Raw genomic sequence first — 16,305 nt, 5'->3', positions numbered from 1 at the left:
CGGCGCGTCGGCCGCGCGGCCCGAACACACGCTGGCCGCCTACGACCTCGCCCTCAAAGAGGGCGCCGACGGCGTCGAATGCGACGTGCGCCTGACCCGCGACGGCCACTTGGTGTGCGTACACGATCGCCGGCTCGACCGGACCTCGACCGGGGCCGGCCTGGTCAGCACCATGACCCTCGCCGAGCTGCGTGAGCTCGAGTACGGCGCATGGCATGACAGCTGGCGTGAAGACGGCACGCACGGTGACACCAGTTTGTTGACGCTGGACGCCCTGGTTTCCCTCGTTCTGGATTGGCACCGGCCGGTGAAGCTCTTCATCGAGACCAAGCACCCGGTGCGGTACGGCTCGCTGGTGGAGACGAAGCTGCTCGCGCTGTTGCACAGGTTCGGCATCGCCGCCCCCACCCCCGCCGCCTCGCGCGGTCGAACCGCCGCGCCCCCGACAACCACCCGGAGCTCCGCCGCGGCCCACCGCCCCGCGCACGCGCCGCAGCCGTGGCTGGCGCCGCCGGCTACGAGCGCTTGCGTCGGCCCTGGTGATCGGCGTGCTGCTGGCCGGCATCGGCGTCGCCTGCGGGGCCGTCTGGTTCGACAGCCGGCTGCACCGCGACGACATCCTGACCGACTACCCGGGGCGCCCCGGGCACGGCCGCGGGACGAACTGGTTGCTCGTCGGGTCGGATAGCCGCCAGGGTCTCAGCCCCGAGCAGCAGGAGGACCTGGCCACCGGCGGCGACATCGGCAGCAGCCGCACCGACACCATCCTGCTGGTACACCTGCCCGAGCTGTGGTCCGGCGGGCGGGTGACGATGGTGTCGATACCGCGCGACTCGTACGTCCCGATCCCCGGCCACGGTAAGGACAAGATCAACGCCGCCTTCGCGGTGGGCGGGGCGCCCCTGCTCGTGCAGACGGTCGAGCAGGCCACCGGGCTGCGCCTCGACCACTACGCCGAAATCGGATTCGGCGGATTCGCCGGCGTGGTCGACGCGCTGGGCGGGGTGACGGTGTGCCCGACGTCGCCGCTCAGCGACCCGTTGGCCGGCATCGACCTGCCGGCCGGTTGCCAAAAACTCAACGGCCGCAACGCCCTCGGGTACGTCAGGACGCGCGACACCCCCCGGGCGGACCTGGACCGGATGGTCAACCAGCGGCAGTTCGTCGCGGCGCTGCTGCACGCCGCCGCCAGTCCGGCGGTGTGGCTCAACCCCTGGCGCTGGTACTCCGTGCCGCGCGCGCTTGCCGATGCCCTGACCGTTGACCGCGGCGACCACGTGTGGGACCTGGCCCACCTGGGCTGGGGACTGCACGGCTCGCCCACCGCTATGACCGTCCCGATCGGGGAGTTCACCAGCGGTGACGCCGGATCGGTGGTGGTGTGGAACCACGACGAGGCCAGCCGGCTGTTCGAGGCGCTGGCGGCGGACGCCCCGGTGCCCACCACTCCTTCGGACTAACCGCCCGCGCGGCCGTTCTCCAGGTACGCCTTGGTGCGGCCCGGGTGGTGGGTGGCAAGCCAGGCCACCCCGACGTCGCGGCAGAAGTCGAGGTCTTCGTACTCGTCGACGTTCCAGCAGTACACCGCGCGACCCTGGGCGATCGCGCGATCCGCGAGTTGGGGATATTCCTTCAGCGTCGCCAGCGACGGGCCGACGGCGGTGGCGCCGACGGCGGTGGCCGCGCCGCTGGTCAGGTAGCGCGCGGTCCTGCCGAGTAGGACGGTCGGCAGCAGCGGCGCGGCTCGCCGGATGCGCCAGACCGCGGACGCCGAAAACGACATGACCACCGCACGAGACCGGTCGGCGGAGGCGGGCGCGGCGATGCCGAACCTGTGCAACAGCGCGAGCAGCTTCGTCTCCACCAGCGAGCCGTACCGCACCGGGTGCTTGGTCTCGATGAAGAGCTTCACCGGCCGGTGCCAATCCAGAACGAGGGAAACCAGGGCGTCCAGCGTCAACAAACTGGTGTCACCGTGCGTGCCGTCTTCACGCCAGCTGTCATGCCATGCGCCGTACTCGAGCTCACGCAGCTCGGCGAGGGTCATGGTGCTGACCAGGCCGGCCCCGGTCGAGGTCCGGTCGAGCCGGCGATCGTGTACGCACACCAAGTGGCCGTCGCGGGTCAGGCGCACGTCGCATTCGACGCCGTCGGCGCCCTCTTTGAGGGCGAGGTCGTAGGCGGCCAGCGTGTGTTCGGGCCGCGCGGCCGACGCGCCGCGGTGGGCAACCACAAAGGGGTGCCCGGCGAGCACCTCCTCGGCCCACGTCATACGCCTAATGCTGCCGCTTCCTGCCCCTCGAGCTCAACCGGACGTGCTGCCGGCGCGTCGGCGACGACGACCCAGCGGTGCGCGGGCCGTTCGACCGGTTTGCGTTCGAAGCCCTCGAAGACGCGGGCGGCCGCGGCCACCGTGAGCGCCGCGATCAGGTAGGCGAACACCATCGTGATGGTGTTGTTGGCGATGCCTTGAGCGTCCCTGGCGAAGCTGGTGACCATGGCGAATATGGAGACCAGGTAGCTGGCGACCCAGGCGATCCACCACTCGGCGATGGGTCGGCGTATCCGGGCATAGTGCTCTTCCAGGATCGCCAGCTCGATGACGTACACCGGCGCCCACAGCAGGTTCGCCAGCGGCACCACGCACCCGGCCCACAACGCCCGGGTGGACCGTGGCTCCGGCAGGCCGTGATGGGCGAACACGGCGGCGCGCCGCGCGATCAGCCAGCGGATCAGCATCGCCCCGGAGGTGAGCACCGCCACGATCGCGCCCACGCTGGCCAGGATGCCGAGCCAATCCGCCCCGGCGGCCACCCACGAGTTCAGCAGGGTGTTCCGGTTGACGATCAGCAGCACGTATCGCACGACGTAGACCAAGGCGGCGATGCCGAGAACGAGCACGCTCACGAACAGCGTGGTGCGGATCGTCGCTGCCGACGGCGCGGCGTGCGCGGGCTTTTCGACTGCCACCGGCCCTTGCCCGACGCGATCGGCCAGGCCCCAACGCGGCATCACGGCATAACGCGGGGTGGGGCCGAGTGGACGCCTTAGGCGGCGGGTGGGCGGGGCGGCGCCGGGACGCACCGCTATCCAGCGAAAGCCCGGCGGTAGCCGCGGCGGGGTGCGCTGCCAGCCCCGAGAGCCGGATGATCGGTTCGTCGCCGCGGCGTTGGGTGGGCTCCAACTCCCGCCGGGCGCCGGCGCATCCGGCAGGGGCGCCATCAGCGCTCCCTGACAACGGGGACACCACGCGCGTTGCCGCTCGCGCACGTTCCACCGAGTGCCGCACTGGGAGCACACCTGGATCACCGGACTAGCGTAACCGCGCGACGATGCGCGCCGCGGGACGCTCAGCGACGGCCGCAGTAAGGCCGGTCGGCTATTACTCAGCTATCACGACCTATCCACAGTTTCCACAGGTTTATCCACATGGCCTCAGTGGGTAAGGGAAGCATTACTACAGCTTTACCGGCTAGCCGTGGTGCCATTGTGGATAACACCGCGGTATCGCAGACATGCCATCGACAGGTCAAAACCGTCGTTGAGCGAAATGGATTGCCTTGCTAAGCATCCGCGCGGCCGGCTACCGGTCGCGCCCTCGGGCCGGCTTTCGGCCGGGTCGCCCTCAACACGCAGCTCAGAGCGTCATTTTCCAAGCCCGCCCGGAAGCGCTATGATCGCCTTCGCGAAAATAGTTTGTGACTCACCTCACTACCCCGAGGTGAGGAGCGGGTGAAAGGCGATTAATGGCCACGCATTCGTTCGGTCCGGGATCACCGGCCCCCTCGAAGTCGTACTCCGGCTCGCCCGCGTGGAATCACAGTTACAGCGTCGCCGCACTGCGCGCCGGGCTGATCGCACTGGCGTTGCTTGCGGTCCTCGCCCTCATCGTTTTGTCTTGAACCGACGCTGAGCGGGTATCCCTTCGGAGCTCATAGCGGTCTTTCTTGCGGTCCGCGCAGTCATGGAGCAGGGTTGTCTACGGCTGGCCGCCGCGTGGTAGGCCCGCGCGAATGAGCGTAAGAAGACAACCGAAGAAAGGAACGCCGTGGCTGAATACACCCTGCCCGACCTGGACTGGGACTACGCAGCGTTGGAACCGCACATCTCGGGTCAGATCAACGAGATTCATCACACTAAGCACCACGCCACGTACGTCAAGGGCGTGAACGACGCCGTTTCCAAACTGGAAGAGGCACGCGCCAACGACGACCACGCTGCGATCTTCCTGAACGAAAAGAACCTGGCGTTCCACCTCGGCGGCCACGTCAACCACTCGATCTGGTGGAAGAACCTGTCGCCGGACGGCGGCGACAAGCCGACCGGGGAACTGGCGGCCGCGATCGACGACGCGTTCGGATCGTTCGACAAGTTCCGCGCCCAGTTCAGCGCGGCCGCCAACGGCCTCCAGGGTTCGGGCTGGGCAGTGCTGGGCTACGACACGCTCGGCAGCCGGCTGCTCACCTTCCAGCTGTACGACCAGCAGGCCAACGTCCCCCTCGGCATCATTCCGCTGCTGCAGGTCGACATGTGGGAGCACGCTTTCTACCTGCAGTACAAGAACGTCAAGGCGGACTACGTCAAGGCGTTCTGGAACGTCGTCAACTGGGCCGACGTACAGAAGCGCTACGAGGCCGCCACGTCGAAAACGGGCGGGCTGATCTTCGGCTGAGTCCATTTCGGTCGGCAGGGGCGTCGCGCGGTTTGCGCGGCGCCCCTTTCGTTTGCCCGGTCGCGAACCGGGCACTCCGGAAACATGTGCGCCACTGGCCGTGTCGGGTTGCACGGCGCCGAACCCGCGGGCATGCTGAATTATTCGAGCTACCAGTGTGGTTAATCGGACGGAGGCGTCGCGCGGAGGTCGAAATGGAGACTGGGTCTGACCGCCCGATAGGGGTTTCCCCTTTCCATGCTCGTGGTGCCCTGAAAGGGTTTGTGATCTCTGGCCGTTGGCCCGATTCGACCAAAGAGTGGGCCCAGTTGCTGATGGTCGCGGTCAGGGTCGCGTCATTACCCGGATTACTCTCCACCACAACGGTTTTCGGCGCGCGCGAGGAGTTGCCCGAGGAACCCGAGCCGGGGACTGTCGGCCTGGTACTCGCCGAGGGCACGGTCTTCGGTGACTCGGCGATCCAGCCAGGCTATTTCGCCGACCATCAGCCCCCCGCGCTGCTGATGCTGCATCCGCCCTCGGAGACCACCCCGTCGTTGCCGGAATGCAGCGGGGCGGCATCCGGATGCGTCCTGCTTCCAGGTTTGCCGTACCTGGGACTCGAACACCGGGCCGCCTGGGTGGAAGCGGAGGCCGACGGCACCATCACCTCCATGGTGAGCCGCGTCGGCGTCGACCCCATCAGCCATCCTGATACCGCAATCCTGGCGATGCTGCTCGCGGCATGAGCGTTTAGCCCGGCGCCCGCACCGAAAAATCGGACCGCCGAATTCGGTCGCTTTCTCGTCGAGCCCGTCATTGATTCCAGACAGCGACGGGCGGCGCGCTCCCGTCGGTTCCCGGGTTCCGCGCCGGCGGCTCGGCCCATGACGATTGGGCGATAGGCCTGGCTACGGACGGCCTGCCGCGACGGCCGACGGACCGCGTTTCGCATTTCGGATAGCTCCACGAGCGGCGGTTTCCGGCCTCGGAGCGCGTCCGGCAGCAAATAAGGCGTTAAGCAATCATAAATTGCTGCCCGGTTGCGGTGCGACCGCCCAGCACGTTTCCATCCTACCCCCCGCCGAACCAAGCGGGGTCGCCCCGCCACCTACGGCGTCGAGCCGAATTCTGCGGATAACCTGTGAGTTTCGCTGATTTAGTGGACACCCCAGCGAATCAGTTAGACGCTCGTCAAGTGTGGCATCGGCAAGCCCCAGCTACGCCTGGACCGAAACCTTGGGGGTTTGCACCTAGTTAGGGGAACCAACCCTCGCTACCATGATCAGCAAATACACCTAGGTAATAGTTCACTTCTACAGCCAAGTGGAGGTCATATCCAATGAGCACGACGTTCGCTGCTCGCCTGAACCGCCTGTTTGACACGGTGTATCCCCCGGGACGCGGGCCGCACACCTCCGCGGAAGTGATCGCGGCGCTCAAGGCGGAAGGCATCACGATGTCGGCTCCGTACCTGTCGCAGTTGCGTTCGGGGAACCGCACCAACCCGTCGTCGGCGACAATGGCCGCACTGGCCAACTTCTTCCGCATCAAGCCGGCCTACTTCACCGACGACGAGTACTACGAGAAGCTCGATCAGGAGTTGTCGATCCTGGCGACGATGCGCGACGACGGTGTGCGCCGCATTGCCGTGCGCGCCTCCGAGTTGTCCCCCGAGGCCCAACACGAGGTCATGCAGCGGGTCAACGAGCTGCGCCGCGCGGAACACCTGGACGTCTAGCGAACGCCCGGGCTGATAACCGGTTGGCCCGGGGCCGACCTGGAGGGCTTGCGCCCGCCCATTCCGATTAGGGTTGGCTCACGGATCGCGCACGCGCGAAAGCGATAGCCACGAGAGACCGGGGAGGCGGCCGGGAATGGCCCTGTTCCGCAAGCGAAAGAGTCGCGCGACGCGTCGCGCCGAAGCCCGTGCGATCAAGGCCCGCGCGAAGCTGGAGGCCAAGCTGGCCGCCCGAAACGAGACTCGCCGATACAAGGCCGCCCACCGCGCGGAGGCCAAAGCGCTCAGGGCGCAGATCAAGGCTCAACGGGACAGCGACCGCAACGCCCTGAAAGTGGCCGAGACCCAACTCAAGGCCGCGCGCGAGGGCAAGATCTTCTCGCCGACGCGAATCCGCCGGGCGCTCACGGTGTCCCGGCTGCTCGCGCCGATCCTCACTCCAGTCATCTACCGCGCCGCCATCTCGGCGCGCGCGCTGATCGACCAGCGCCGCGCGGACCAGCTCGGGATCCCGCTGGCCCAGATCGGGCAGTTCTCCGGCCACGGCGCGCAGCTGTCCGCCCGGATCGCCGGAGCGGAGAAGTCTCTGCGCACCGTGCAGGAAAAGAAGCCCAAGGACGCCGAGACCAAGCAGTTCGCGTCGGCCATCACCGAGCGGCTCACCGATCTGGCTGCGGCCGTCACCGCCGCCGAGAACATGCCGGCCGCGCGGCGCCGGGCGGCCCACGCCGCGATCTCGTCGCAGCTCGACGGCATCGAGGCGGACCTGATGGCCCGGCTCGGGTTGAGCTGACCAACCAATGGGGTTGCCCGGCATCTCGACCCGCGCGCGGCGGGCGGCGCGCCTCCCGGTCGCGGTGGTGGCCGCCGCCGGCCTCTATCTGGGCTCGGCGGCGCAGCTCCCCGCGGCGTGGGCGCACGTGCACGCCAGCAGCGACAATGCGGCGCGAGGCGCCATGGCGGTCGTCACCTTTCAGGTGCCCAACGAATCGAACACCGGCGCGGTGACCACCGCGCTGAGCGTCGCCCTGCCCGACGTGGCCTCGGCGCGCACCGAGAGCATGCCGGGATGGACGACCAAGCTCGACCGCGACGCGGCGTCGGGCGCGGTGCACTCGGTGACGTGGACGGCCGCGCCGGGCGCCGGCATCGGGGTGGATCAATTCGCCCTGTTCCGGATATCGGTGAAGTTGCCCGACACGGAGACCGTCAGCTTCCCGGCCACACAGACCTATTCCGACGGCACGGTCGTGAAGTGGGACCAGCCGCCGCGGCCCGGCGGCGGTGAGCCGGAATACCCGGTGCCCACGCTCACGCTTGGCGGGGGACCGATAGCGTCCCACGGCCATCAACCGCCTTCGGCCTCGCCCGCCGACCAGGCCGCGCCGCCACGGCCGAGATCCGCGGACAACACCGCCCGGCTGTTGGGCGGTGCCGCCCTGGTGGTGGCCGCGCTGGGTATCTGCCTGGCGCTGATCCGCCGACGGGCATGATGCGGCTGGCGATCGCCGCGTGCGTCGGTGCCCTCCTGGCGATCGCACCGCTGACCGCTCCGTTGGCGTCGGCGCACGCAGCCCGGGTGGCCACCGATCCGGCGGACAACGCGGTCCTCGCAACCGGTCCCGAACGGGTGAGCGCCACCTTCAACGAACAGCTGCAGAGCACGTTCGCGGCCATGACCGTCGTCGGGCCCGACGGCAACGTGTGGTCCACCGGAGACCCGACCGTGCATGGCGCGGTGGTCGGCATCGACCTGCGGCCGCTGGGGCCGGCAGGCGTCTACACGGTGAATTACCGGGTCACCTCCGCGGACGGCCACGCGGTCTCCGGATCCTGGTCGTTTCGGCTGACGGTGCCGGGCACCGGCACGCCAGGGCCCCCGGCCGCCGGGGACCGCGGCTCGGATGTCCCGGTCTGGCCGTTCGTCGTGGTGGCGGCGGTGCTTGTGGGCGGGGGCGCCCTGTGGGTGGTGCGGCGCAGACCGTGACCGGCGGCCGAGGCGGCCGCGCTCGTGCTGGCATGATGGGTTCGAAGAACCCGCGTGGGCTAGAAACTACTGAAATATTGCTCGAGGAGCGGCCGCATGGCAGACCCGCAGGATCAACCCGACAGCGAACCCGACGGCGCGTCGACCCCGCCGCCGGAGAAGAAGCCCCCGGCCAAGGCCGCGAAGAAGGTCGCGAAAGCACCCGCCAAGAAAGCGCCCGCGAAGAAGGCACCCGCCAAAAAGGCACCCGCCAAAAAGGCACCCGCGAAGAAGGCACCGGCGAAGAAGGCTCCCGCCAAGGCCGCCGAGCCCCCGGCTCCCCCTGCCAAGGCCGCCGAGCCACCCCTCGAGGTGCGGCAACGAATCGAAACCAACGGCGACCTCGCGGCCGCCGCCAAAGACGTAGCGGCGCAAGCGAAATCCACTGTGGACGCCGCCAATAACCCGGTTTCTCCCAACGCCCCGGCAGCGGCGGCCCTGACCCAGTCCCCGGTCCCGTTGATCGTCGCCCTGGCCGTCAGCCTCCTGGCGATCCTGTTAATCCGGCAGCTGCGCCGCCGCTGATCGCCGCCGTAGCCGCTACCGTGTCAGACGTGACCGTGTCATTCCAGCCGACCGCCGACCTCGTCGACGATATCGGGCCCGACGTACGCAGTTGCGACGTCCAATTCCGCCAGTTCGGTGGCCGCCCCCAATTCGCCGGACCCGTCAGCACGGTCCGCTGCTTCGAAGACAACGCGTTGCTGAAATCGGTTCTCTCGCAGCCGAGTGCGGGCGGGATACTGGTCATCGACGGCGGCGGCTCGCTGCACGCGGCCCTGGTCGGCGACGTCATCGCCGAGCTGGCCCGCTCCAACGGCTGGGCCGGGCTCGTCGTCAACGGCGCGGTGCGCGATGCCGCAGCGCTACGCGGGCTCGACATCGGTATCAAGGCGCTGGGCACCAACCCCCGGAAGAGCACCAAGACGGGCGCCGGGGAGCGCGACGTCGAGGTCACGCTGGGCGGCGTGACGTTCGTCCCCGGCGACATCGCCTACTGCGACGACGACGGCATCGTCGTCGTAAATCCCTAAACCGCTACCGGCGCGCGCTTTTTCGCGAAGTGCAGGCCCTCATCGGCAACCTTGCCGCGCCGAATCGTGCGCATGTCGAAGAAGTAGTTCTGCTTCAGCCGCCACGGCGCGCGCGACCCTGACTTGGGCAGCATGTCCATCGCCCGCTGGAAATAGCCGGGGCTGAAGTCCATGAAAGGCAGCTCGTCGACGTCCGGGCCGGGATGCTGCGGCTCCACGAAGTCAAATCCGTTGTCGTCCATGTAGTTCAGCAACCGGCAGACGAATTCGGAGACCAGGTCGGCCTTCAGCGTCCATGACGCGTTGGTGTAGCCGAAGGTGATAGCGAAGTTCGGCACCCCGGAGAACATCAGGCCCTTGTAGGTCATCAATGACGTCAGCTCGATGGGCCGACCGTTCCGGGTGGGTCGCACCCCACCGAGCAACTGCATGTTCAAACCCGTTGCGGTGACGATGATGTCGGCCTGCAGCTCCTCCCCCGAGGTGAGCCTGATGCCGGTCTTGGTGAACCGGTCGATGGTGTCGGTGACCACGTCGGCCTTGCCGTGCCGGATGGTGCGGAAGAAGTCGCCGTCGGGGGCCAGGCACAGCCGCTGATCCCACACGTTGTACCGCGGCCCGAAGTGCTTTTCGACGTCGTAGCCCTGCGGCAGGCGGCGCTTGGCCATCGTCATCAACGTCTTGCGCATGTAGGCCGGACGCTTCCGGGACAGCTGGTACTGGAAGGTGCTGAACGCGATGGCTTTCCAGCGATTGGCGATGTGCGCCAGGCGGTCCGGCAGCAGTTGGTTGGCGCGTTCGGCGAACGGGTCGACCCCGGGCAACGAGCCGATGTAGGTGGGCGAGCGCTGCAGCATCGTGACGTGGCCCGAGCCCGAGTTCACCAGCGCCGGGATCAGCGTGATCGCGGTGGCGCCGGACCCGATGACGACGATCTTCTTGCCCGTGTAGTCGAGGTCCTCCGGCCAGTGCTGCGGATGGATGATGCGGCCCTCGAAGTCGTCGGCGCCGGGGAAGGTGGGCGAATATCCCTCGTCGTAGTTGTAGTAGCCGGTGCACGCGAACAGGAAGGAGCAGGTGAGCTCGCGCTGCTGCCCGTCGGACTCGACGGTCAGGGCCCAGCGGTTGTCGGCGTCCGACCAGTCGGCAGCCAGGACGCGCTGGCGGTAGCGGATGTGCCGGTCGATCTTGTTCTCGACCGCCGCTTCCCTGATGTAGGCCTTGATGTCGGGGCCGTCGGCGATCGATTTCGCCGACCGCCACGGCTTGAACCGGAAGCCGAGGGTGAACATGTCCGAGTCCGACCGGATGCCCGGGTATTTGAACAGGTCCCAGGTGCCGCCCAGGTCCTCGCGGCGTTCGAGGATCGCGTAGCTCTTGGTCGGGCAACGCTCCTGCAGGTGCCACGCCGCGCTGATGCCCGAGATGCCGGCGCCCACGATGATCACGTCAAGGTGCTCAGTCATGGGGCCACGTTATCAACGGCCTGTCGACGTAGTCAACAGGGTGTTGAAACTTTCGACACGGTGTAAAGTAACGGCCGTGACTAGCGCCGGCCAGACCCGTGCCCTGCGTGGCCGCCGTGCCATCCGCCCCTCGGGCGACGACCGTGAGCAGGCAATCCTGGCGACCGCCGAGCGGCTGCTCGAACAGCGCTCGTTCGCCGACATCTCGGTCGACGATCTGGCGAAGGGCGCGGGATTGTCGCGCCCGACGTTCTACTTCTATTTCAAGTCCAAGGACGCGGTGCTGCTGTCACTGCTGGAACCGGTGATCGCGCGGGCCGACTCCGAGTTCGACGGCGCGGTGCAGCGGCTGCCCGCGGATCCGCGCCGGGTGTGGCGCAACGGCATCAGGGCCTTCTTCACGGCGTTCAGCACGCACCGCCGGCTGGCGCGCGCCGCCACCGAAGCGCTGGCGACCAGCTCCGAGTTGCGCGTTGTGTGGTTGGGCTTCATGCAGAAGTGGATCGACCAGACGGCCGCGATGATCGCCGCCGAACGCGCACGCGGGGCCGCGCCGGAGACGATCCCGGCCGTGGACCTGGCCACCTCCCTGAACCAGATGAACGAGCGGACGATGATGGCCGCCCTGTCCGCCGAGACGCCGGCGGTGCACGAGGACCGGGTCGTCGACACCCTCACCCACATCTGGGTCACCAGCATCTACGGCGAACCCAGCTAGTGGCGATCGCAAGCGCGGCGTAGCCGGGCGATGGGGGTCGCCACCATCAAATCCCGTGGCGATCGCAAGCGCGGCGTAGCCGGGCGATGGGGGTCGCCACCATCAAATCCCGTCACCGGCGCGTGCGAACATATGTTCGTGCGGTGCGATGCGTCCATCCTGCACGCGGACCTGGATTCGTTCTACGCGTCCGTCGAACAGCGCGACGACCCGACGTTGCGCGGCCGCCCGGTGATCGTCGGCGGCGGGGTCGTGCTCGCGGCCAGCTACGAGGCGAAGGCCCACGGCGTGCGGACCGCGATGGGCGGGGCGCAGGCGCGCCGGCTGTGCCCGCACGCCGTGGTGGTGCCGCCCCGGATGAGCGCCTACAGCCGCGCCAGTGAGGCCGTGTTCGAGGTGTTTCGCGACTGCACGCCGCTCGTGGAGCCGCTCTCGGTGGATGAGGCGTTTCTTGATGTCGGCGGGCTGCGCCGGGTTTCCGGGACGCCGGTTGAGATCGCCGGACGGCTGCGGGCCGACGTGCGCGACCGGGTCGGCCTGCCCATCACTGTGGGGATCGCCCGCACGAAGTTTCTCGCCAAGGTCGCCAGCCAGGAGGCCAAGCCGGACGGGCTACTGCTGGTGCAGCCCGACCAGGAGCTGACCTTCCTGCACCCGTTGCCGGTGCGGCGGCTGTGGGGCGTGGGCGCCAAGACGGCCGACAAACTCCACGCCCACGGACTCGTGACCGTCGCCGACGTCGCCGAGCTGAGCGAGTCGACTCTGGCCTCGCTGCTGGGCGGCGCCATGGGTCGCCAACTGTTCGCGCTGTCCCGCAACATCGACCGCCGCCGGGTGACCACCGGTGTGCGCCGTCGGTCGGTGGGCGCGCAACGGGCGCTGGGGCGCGCCGGCAACACCATGTCGGCCGCCGAGATCGACGCGGTGGTGGTCAACCTCATCGACCGGATCACCGGCCGGATGCGCGCCGCCGGGCGCACCGGCCGCACGGTGGTGCTGCGCCTGCGGTTCGACGACTTCGGGCGGGCGACGCGGTCACGGACGCTGCCATGGGCGACGTCCTCGACGCAACCGATCCTGGCCGCCGCGCGGCAGCTGGTTGCGTTGGCGGCACCCCTGATCTCGCAACGCGGGCTGACGCTGGTCGGCTTCGCGGTGTCGGGCATCGACCGCAGCGGCGCTCAGCAGTTGGCATTGCCATTTGACCGGGAATCGCCTGCGGTCGACGCCGCGGTCGACCGGGTTCGCCAGCGTTTCGGCAAATCCGCCCTCACCCGCGGGGTGTTGGTCGGCCGTGAACTGGGTATAGAGATGCCACACCTCCCCGACTGACGGGTTGAGCGTGTTTGCTCCAATCATTCTCTGCCACATGACTTTTGGATGATTTGAGGTTGATTTGAATCGGCTTCGCGGCCCGGTTTGTGGACGGCCCGGTTGTTAGGCTGACGAAGAACCCGACCTCGAAAGTGAGCAACTGAATCCGATGCCGCCGCCGCATCAAGCCCGCGACAGCGGCCCGCCCCGCGAGGGCTTCCTGCTCGGTTACAGCGCCCTGCTCGCCCTGTCCGCGGGCTTCGTCAACGCGGTGGCGCTGCTGATCTTGGCGTTGCCCGTCGGCAACCTGACCGCGATCACCACCCAGCTGGGCATGAACACGGCCAACCCGTGGCTTTATGAAGGCCACGTGCTCGGCGCGATCTTTGTGGGCTTCCTGACTGGAGCGACCATAGCCGGGGCGATCCTCGCACCCACCGATTCCCTCGCGGGGCCACGCCACGCCGCCGTGCTCTTCGTCGAGGCGGTGTTGCTTGTGCTTGCCGCGGCCGGGGTCGAGGAGACCGTCGTCAAGGCGCAGATCAACGCCCTGGGGATCGAGCAGACCGCGGTGCAGGCGCTGTTCGCCGCCGCAGCACTCGGCCTGCAAAACGGGATGACCTCAAGCTTCCGCGGAATGGCGATCCGCACCACGCACTTCACCGGAACCGTCACCGACCTGGGGCTGATTCTCGGCCGCAGCCGGCTGCATGGCATCAAGAGTTGGAAAGCCGCGATCCTGGCGACCACCCTCCTGCTATTCCTCGGCGGTGGCGTGGCCGGGATCGTGTTCGGCGCCGAATTGGGCGGCTACGCGTTGCTCATCCCCGCGGCGACCTGTGCGACCGTCGCCGCCGCGAACCTTCTACAAGGCGCCGGCCGCACCGAGGAACCGGTTCCCGAGGACGCTGAAGAGGTGCGGGTCTGAGCGACCGGCTCAATTCGAGCCCGTCCACTCCAGCAGCTTCTCGGCCGGCCAGGTGTTGACAATGCGTTCGACGGGCACGCCGTTGTCCAGGGCGCGCTGCGCGCCGTAGCCGAGAAAGTCCAGCTGGCCTGGCGCGTGCGCGTCGGTGTCGATGCTGAAGACGCACCCGATCTCCAGTGCCAGCTGGAGCAGCCGGGTCGGCGGGTCCCGGCGTTCGGGGCGCGAGTTGATCTCCACCGCGGTGCCGTGATCGCGGCAGGCGGCGAAAACCGCTTCGGCGTCGAACTTGGATTGGGGCCGGATGCCCCGGTTGCCGGAGACCAACCGGCCGGTGCAGTGGCCCAGCACGTCGGCGTGTGGATTGGAGACGGCGCGCACCATGCGCCGCGTCATCGCGGCGGCATCCATCGAAAGCTTCGAATGCACGCTGGCCACGACCACGTCGAGGCGCTCGAGCAGCTCGGGCTCCTGGTCGAGGCTGCCGTCCTCGAGGATGTCGACCTCGATGCCGGTGAGAATGCGCATCGGCGCGAACTGGTCACGCAGCTTGTCGATGACGTCGAGCTGTGCGCGCAACCGTTCCGGCGAAAGCCCGTTGGCGATCGTCAGCCGCGGCGAGTGGTCGGTCAGCGCGCAGTATTCGTGCCCCAGCGCGGACGCGGTCGCCATCATCTCGTCGATCGGGGCCGACCCGTCCGACCAGTTCGAGTGCAGGTGCAAGTCGCCGCGTAGCGCCGCACGGATGTCGCCGCCACCGAGATCCTCCGCGGCGGAACGCAATTCGATGAGAAGCTCGGGTTCGTGACCGGACCAGGCCTGGTCGATGACCTTTGCGGTTTTCGGGCCGATGCCCGGCAGCGATTGCCAGCTGTTGGCCTGACCGTGGCGCTCGCGCGCCGCGTCGTCGAGGCCCTCGACGATGTCGGCGGCATTGCGGTACGCCATCACGCGCCTGGGATCCTGGCGGCTCCGGTCCTTGTAGTAAGCGATCTGCCGCAAGGCGGTTACCGGGTCCATGACTCCAGTGTGCCTGGCCAGGGTGTCAGAATTGTCCGGCGACGAAACCGGCGAGCAGCACGCTGAAGCCCCCGATCTCGCCGGCGATGAGCAAGGCCATGAAGAGTCCGGTTCCGGGCGCAGGATTCTCGAATTGGTTGACGGTGTCGCGTCGCGCCCCGTGTGCGATGTAACTGAGGATGGCGCCGACGAAGAAGAAGACGACCACGCCGGCCGCGGTCAGGTTGATCCACGTCGGCCAGGCGCTGAGCTCGACGAAGACGGCCAGCAGCAGCGTCGCGAAGGAGTAGAGCAACGCGGCCCGGTGCGCGATGTCGACATAGGGATGGGCGCGATGGTCGGCGGCGGCCATGATCTGCCGGTACTTCCACACCCCGAGGACCAGGGCAAGCAGGAAGATCAGCCCGGCCGCCAGCAGGGTGATCTTGGTGTCGACTCCGAGGGAATAGCTCATCGCGGCACCAAGTTTAGTTGCCCTTCATAAACATCGACTAACGTCGATTTCATGCGATTCGCCTTCAAGACCTCTCCCCAAAACACCACCTGGGCAGCCATGCTGGCCGTCTGGCAGGCCGCCGACGATATCGACGTCTACGAGTCCGGGTGGACGTTCGACCACTTCTACCCGATCTTCTCCGACGCCAGCGGGCCCTGCCTCGAGGGATGGACGACGCTGACCGCGCTGGCGCAGGCGACCAAGCGGCTGCGGCTGGGAACTCTGGTCACGGGGATCCACTACCGCCACCCCGCCGTGCTGGCCAACATGGCCGCGGCGCTCGACATCATCTCGAACGGACGACTCGAGTTGGGGATCGGCGCGGGCTGGAACGAGGAGGAGTCGGGCGCCTACGGCATCGAGCTAGGCAGCATCCGGGAACGCTTCGATCGCTTCGAGGAGGCGTGCGAGGTCTTGACCAGCCTGCTCAGCCAGGAGACCACCGACTTCCACGGCAAGTACTACCAGCTCAAGGGCGCCCGCAACGAACCCAAGGGTGTGCAGCGTCCCCATCCGCCGATCTGCATCGGGGGCAGCGGGGAAAAACGAACGCTGCCGATCACCGCGCGCTACGCGCAGCACTGGAACTTCGTCGGCGGTCCTCCCGAGGAGTTCGCCCGCAAGCGCGACGTGCTGGCCGCGGAGTGCGAGAAGATCGGGCGCGGCCCGAAGGAGATCACGCTGTCCGCCCATCTGCGCCTGGACGAGCAGCGCAACTACCAGAAGGTCATCGAAGAGGCCGCCGGCCTCGAAGCCGAAGGACTCGACCTGGGCATCGTGTACATCAACCCGCCGCATGACCCCGCCGTCTTGGAACCGCTCGCCGAGGCCATCCGCGATTCGGGGTTGCTCGATTGACGCGCCGGGTTCCCCGTTAGTCGCCCCGAGCAAACCTTTCCGACGCGCCGGACGGC

General features: G+C 68.0%; 18 protein-coding genes and 2 pseudogenes. 15 read left to right on the top strand and 5 right to left on the bottom strand.

From position 1 onward, the window contains the following. Positions 1–415, top strand: a pseudogene (locus A5711_RS25995) (glycerophosphodiester phosphodiesterase family protein); the annotation flags it as partial. Continuing rightward, positions 399–1,460 (top strand): annotated as a pseudogene (locus tag A5711_RS04520) (LCP family protein); the annotation flags it as partial. The pseudogenes A5711_RS25995 and A5711_RS04520, both read left to right, overlap by 17 nt. On the opposite strand, the gene A5711_RS04515 reads toward A5711_RS04520, so the two are convergent. Next, the gene (locus A5711_RS04515) at positions 1,457–2,272 is read right to left on the bottom strand and encodes a glycerophosphodiester phosphodiesterase (RefSeq protein ID WP_067944428.1); all 816 of its coding nucleotides are present in this window, start codon (positions 2,270–2,272) and stop codon (positions 1,457–1,459) included. The pseudogene A5711_RS04520 and the gene A5711_RS04515 overlap by 4 nt on opposite strands. Continuing rightward, complete coding sequence (locus A5711_RS04510) at positions 2,269–3,309, bottom strand: DUF4328 domain-containing protein (RefSeq protein ID WP_082953351.1); 1,041 nt, start codon at positions 3,307–3,309, stop codon at positions 2,269–2,271. Before A5711_RS04510 ends, A5711_RS04515 begins: the two co-directional genes overlap by 4 nt. Before the next feature lie 437 nt (positions 3,310–3,746). On the opposite strand from A5711_RS04510, the gene A5711_RS27135 reads away from it, so the two are divergent. The 9 genes from A5711_RS27135 (at position 3,747) to rraA (ending at position 9,452) form a co-directional block, all read left to right on the top strand. Further along, positions 3,747–3,902: a hypothetical protein gene (locus tag A5711_RS27135; protein WP_167385587.1), complete on the top strand. Its 156-nt coding sequence runs from the start codon at positions 3,747–3,749 to the stop codon at positions 3,900–3,902. 146 nt (positions 3,903–4,048) lie between these two features. Continuing rightward, positions 4,049–4,672: a superoxide dismutase gene (locus tag A5711_RS04505; RefSeq protein WP_067944425.1), complete on the top strand. Its 624-nt coding sequence runs from the start codon at positions 4,049–4,051 to the stop codon at positions 4,670–4,672. A 194-nt stretch (positions 4,673–4,866) separates the two neighbouring features. Continuing rightward, positions 4,867–5,400: a peptidase gene (locus A5711_RS04500; protein ID WP_065445986.1), complete on the top strand. Its 534-nt coding sequence runs from the start codon at positions 4,867–4,869 to the stop codon at positions 5,398–5,400. A 593-nt stretch (positions 5,401–5,993) separates the two neighbouring features. Further along, positions 5,994–6,392, top strand: coding sequence for a helix-turn-helix transcriptional regulator (locus tag A5711_RS04495; RefSeq protein ID WP_067944423.1), 399 nt, complete (start codon positions 5,994–5,996; stop codon positions 6,390–6,392). A 136-nt stretch (positions 6,393–6,528) separates the two neighbouring features. Further along, positions 6,529–7,185 (top strand): DUF6474 family protein, encoded by a 657-nt coding sequence (locus A5711_RS04490; protein WP_067944421.1) that lies wholly within the window; start codon positions 6,529–6,531, stop codon positions 7,183–7,185. A gap of 7 nt (positions 7,186–7,192) precedes the next feature. Next, on the top strand, positions 7,193–7,885 hold the full coding sequence (locus A5711_RS04485; RefSeq protein ID WP_082953352.1) for a YcnI family protein: 693 nt from the start codon (positions 7,193–7,195) through the stop codon (positions 7,883–7,885). Further along, complete coding sequence (locus A5711_RS04480; protein ID WP_067944419.1) at positions 7,882–8,379, top strand: copper resistance CopC family protein; 498 nt, start codon at positions 7,882–7,884, stop codon at positions 8,377–8,379. The genes A5711_RS04485 and A5711_RS04480 overlap by 4 nt, the downstream gene beginning before the upstream one ends. Positions 8,380–8,475: 96 nt before the next feature. Beyond that, positions 8,476–8,943 carry a nucleoid-structuring protein H-NS gene (locus A5711_RS27990; RefSeq protein ID WP_067944417.1) on the top strand — a complete coding sequence of 156 codons (468 nt, stop codon included), beginning with the start codon at positions 8,476–8,478 and terminating at the stop codon, positions 8,941–8,943. Between the two features lie 29 nt (positions 8,944–8,972). Then, positions 8,973–9,452: a ribonuclease E activity regulator RraA gene (gene rraA / locus A5711_RS04470; protein ID WP_067944415.1), complete on the top strand. Its 480-nt coding sequence runs from the start codon at positions 8,973–8,975 to the stop codon at positions 9,450–9,452. On the opposite strand, the gene A5711_RS04465 is transcribed toward rraA, so the two are convergent. After that, the gene (locus A5711_RS04465; RefSeq protein ID WP_067944414.1) at positions 9,449–10,918 is read right to left on the bottom strand and encodes an NAD(P)/FAD-dependent oxidoreductase; all 1,470 of its coding nucleotides are present in this window, start codon (positions 10,916–10,918) and stop codon (positions 9,449–9,451) included. The two genes, rraA and A5711_RS04465, sit on opposite strands and share 4 nt — an antisense overlap. Before the next feature lie 76 nt (positions 10,919–10,994). On the opposite strand from A5711_RS04465, the gene A5711_RS04460 reads away from it, so the two are divergent. The 3 genes from A5711_RS04460 (at position 10,995) to A5711_RS04450 (ending at position 13,878) form a co-directional block, all read left to right on the top strand. After that, on the top strand, positions 10,995–11,636 hold the full coding sequence (locus A5711_RS04460) for a TetR/AcrR family transcriptional regulator (protein ID WP_067944412.1): 642 nt from the start codon (positions 10,995–10,997) through the stop codon (positions 11,634–11,636). A 132-nt stretch (positions 11,637–11,768) separates the two neighbouring features. After that, complete coding sequence (gene dinB / locus A5711_RS04455) at positions 11,769–12,968, top strand: DNA polymerase IV (protein WP_067944411.1); 1,200 nt, start codon at positions 11,769–11,771, stop codon at positions 12,966–12,968. A 151-nt stretch (positions 12,969–13,119) separates the two neighbouring features. Further along, complete coding sequence (locus A5711_RS04450) at positions 13,120–13,878, top strand: YoaK family protein (protein WP_067944409.1); 759 nt, start codon at positions 13,120–13,122, stop codon at positions 13,876–13,878. Positions 13,879–13,887: 9 nt separating this feature from the next. On the opposite strand, the gene A5711_RS04445 is transcribed toward A5711_RS04450, so the two are convergent. Then, a complete protein-coding gene (locus A5711_RS04445) occupies positions 13,888–14,895 on the bottom strand; it encodes a PHP domain-containing protein (protein WP_067944407.1) in 1,008 nt (335 codons plus the stop codon). A gap of 25 nt (positions 14,896–14,920) precedes the next feature. After that, positions 14,921–15,349, bottom strand: a complete 429-nt coding sequence (locus A5711_RS04440; RefSeq protein WP_067944405.1) for a hypothetical protein — start codon at positions 15,347–15,349, stop codon at positions 14,921–14,923. A gap of 51 nt (positions 15,350–15,400) precedes the next feature. On the opposite strand from A5711_RS04440, the gene A5711_RS04435 reads away from it, so the two are divergent. Further along, complete coding sequence (locus A5711_RS04435; RefSeq protein WP_067944403.1) at positions 15,401–16,249, top strand: LLM class F420-dependent oxidoreductase; 849 nt, start codon at positions 15,401–15,403, stop codon at positions 16,247–16,249. Positions 16,250–16,305: the final 56 nt, after the last annotated feature.

Source organism: Mycobacterium sp. E2238 (genome assembly GCF_001672665.1).
Taxonomy (GTDB): domain Bacteria; phylum Actinomycetota; class Actinomycetes; order Mycobacteriales; family Mycobacteriaceae; genus Mycobacterium.
This window is presented reverse-complemented; position numbering and strand designations above follow the sequence as displayed.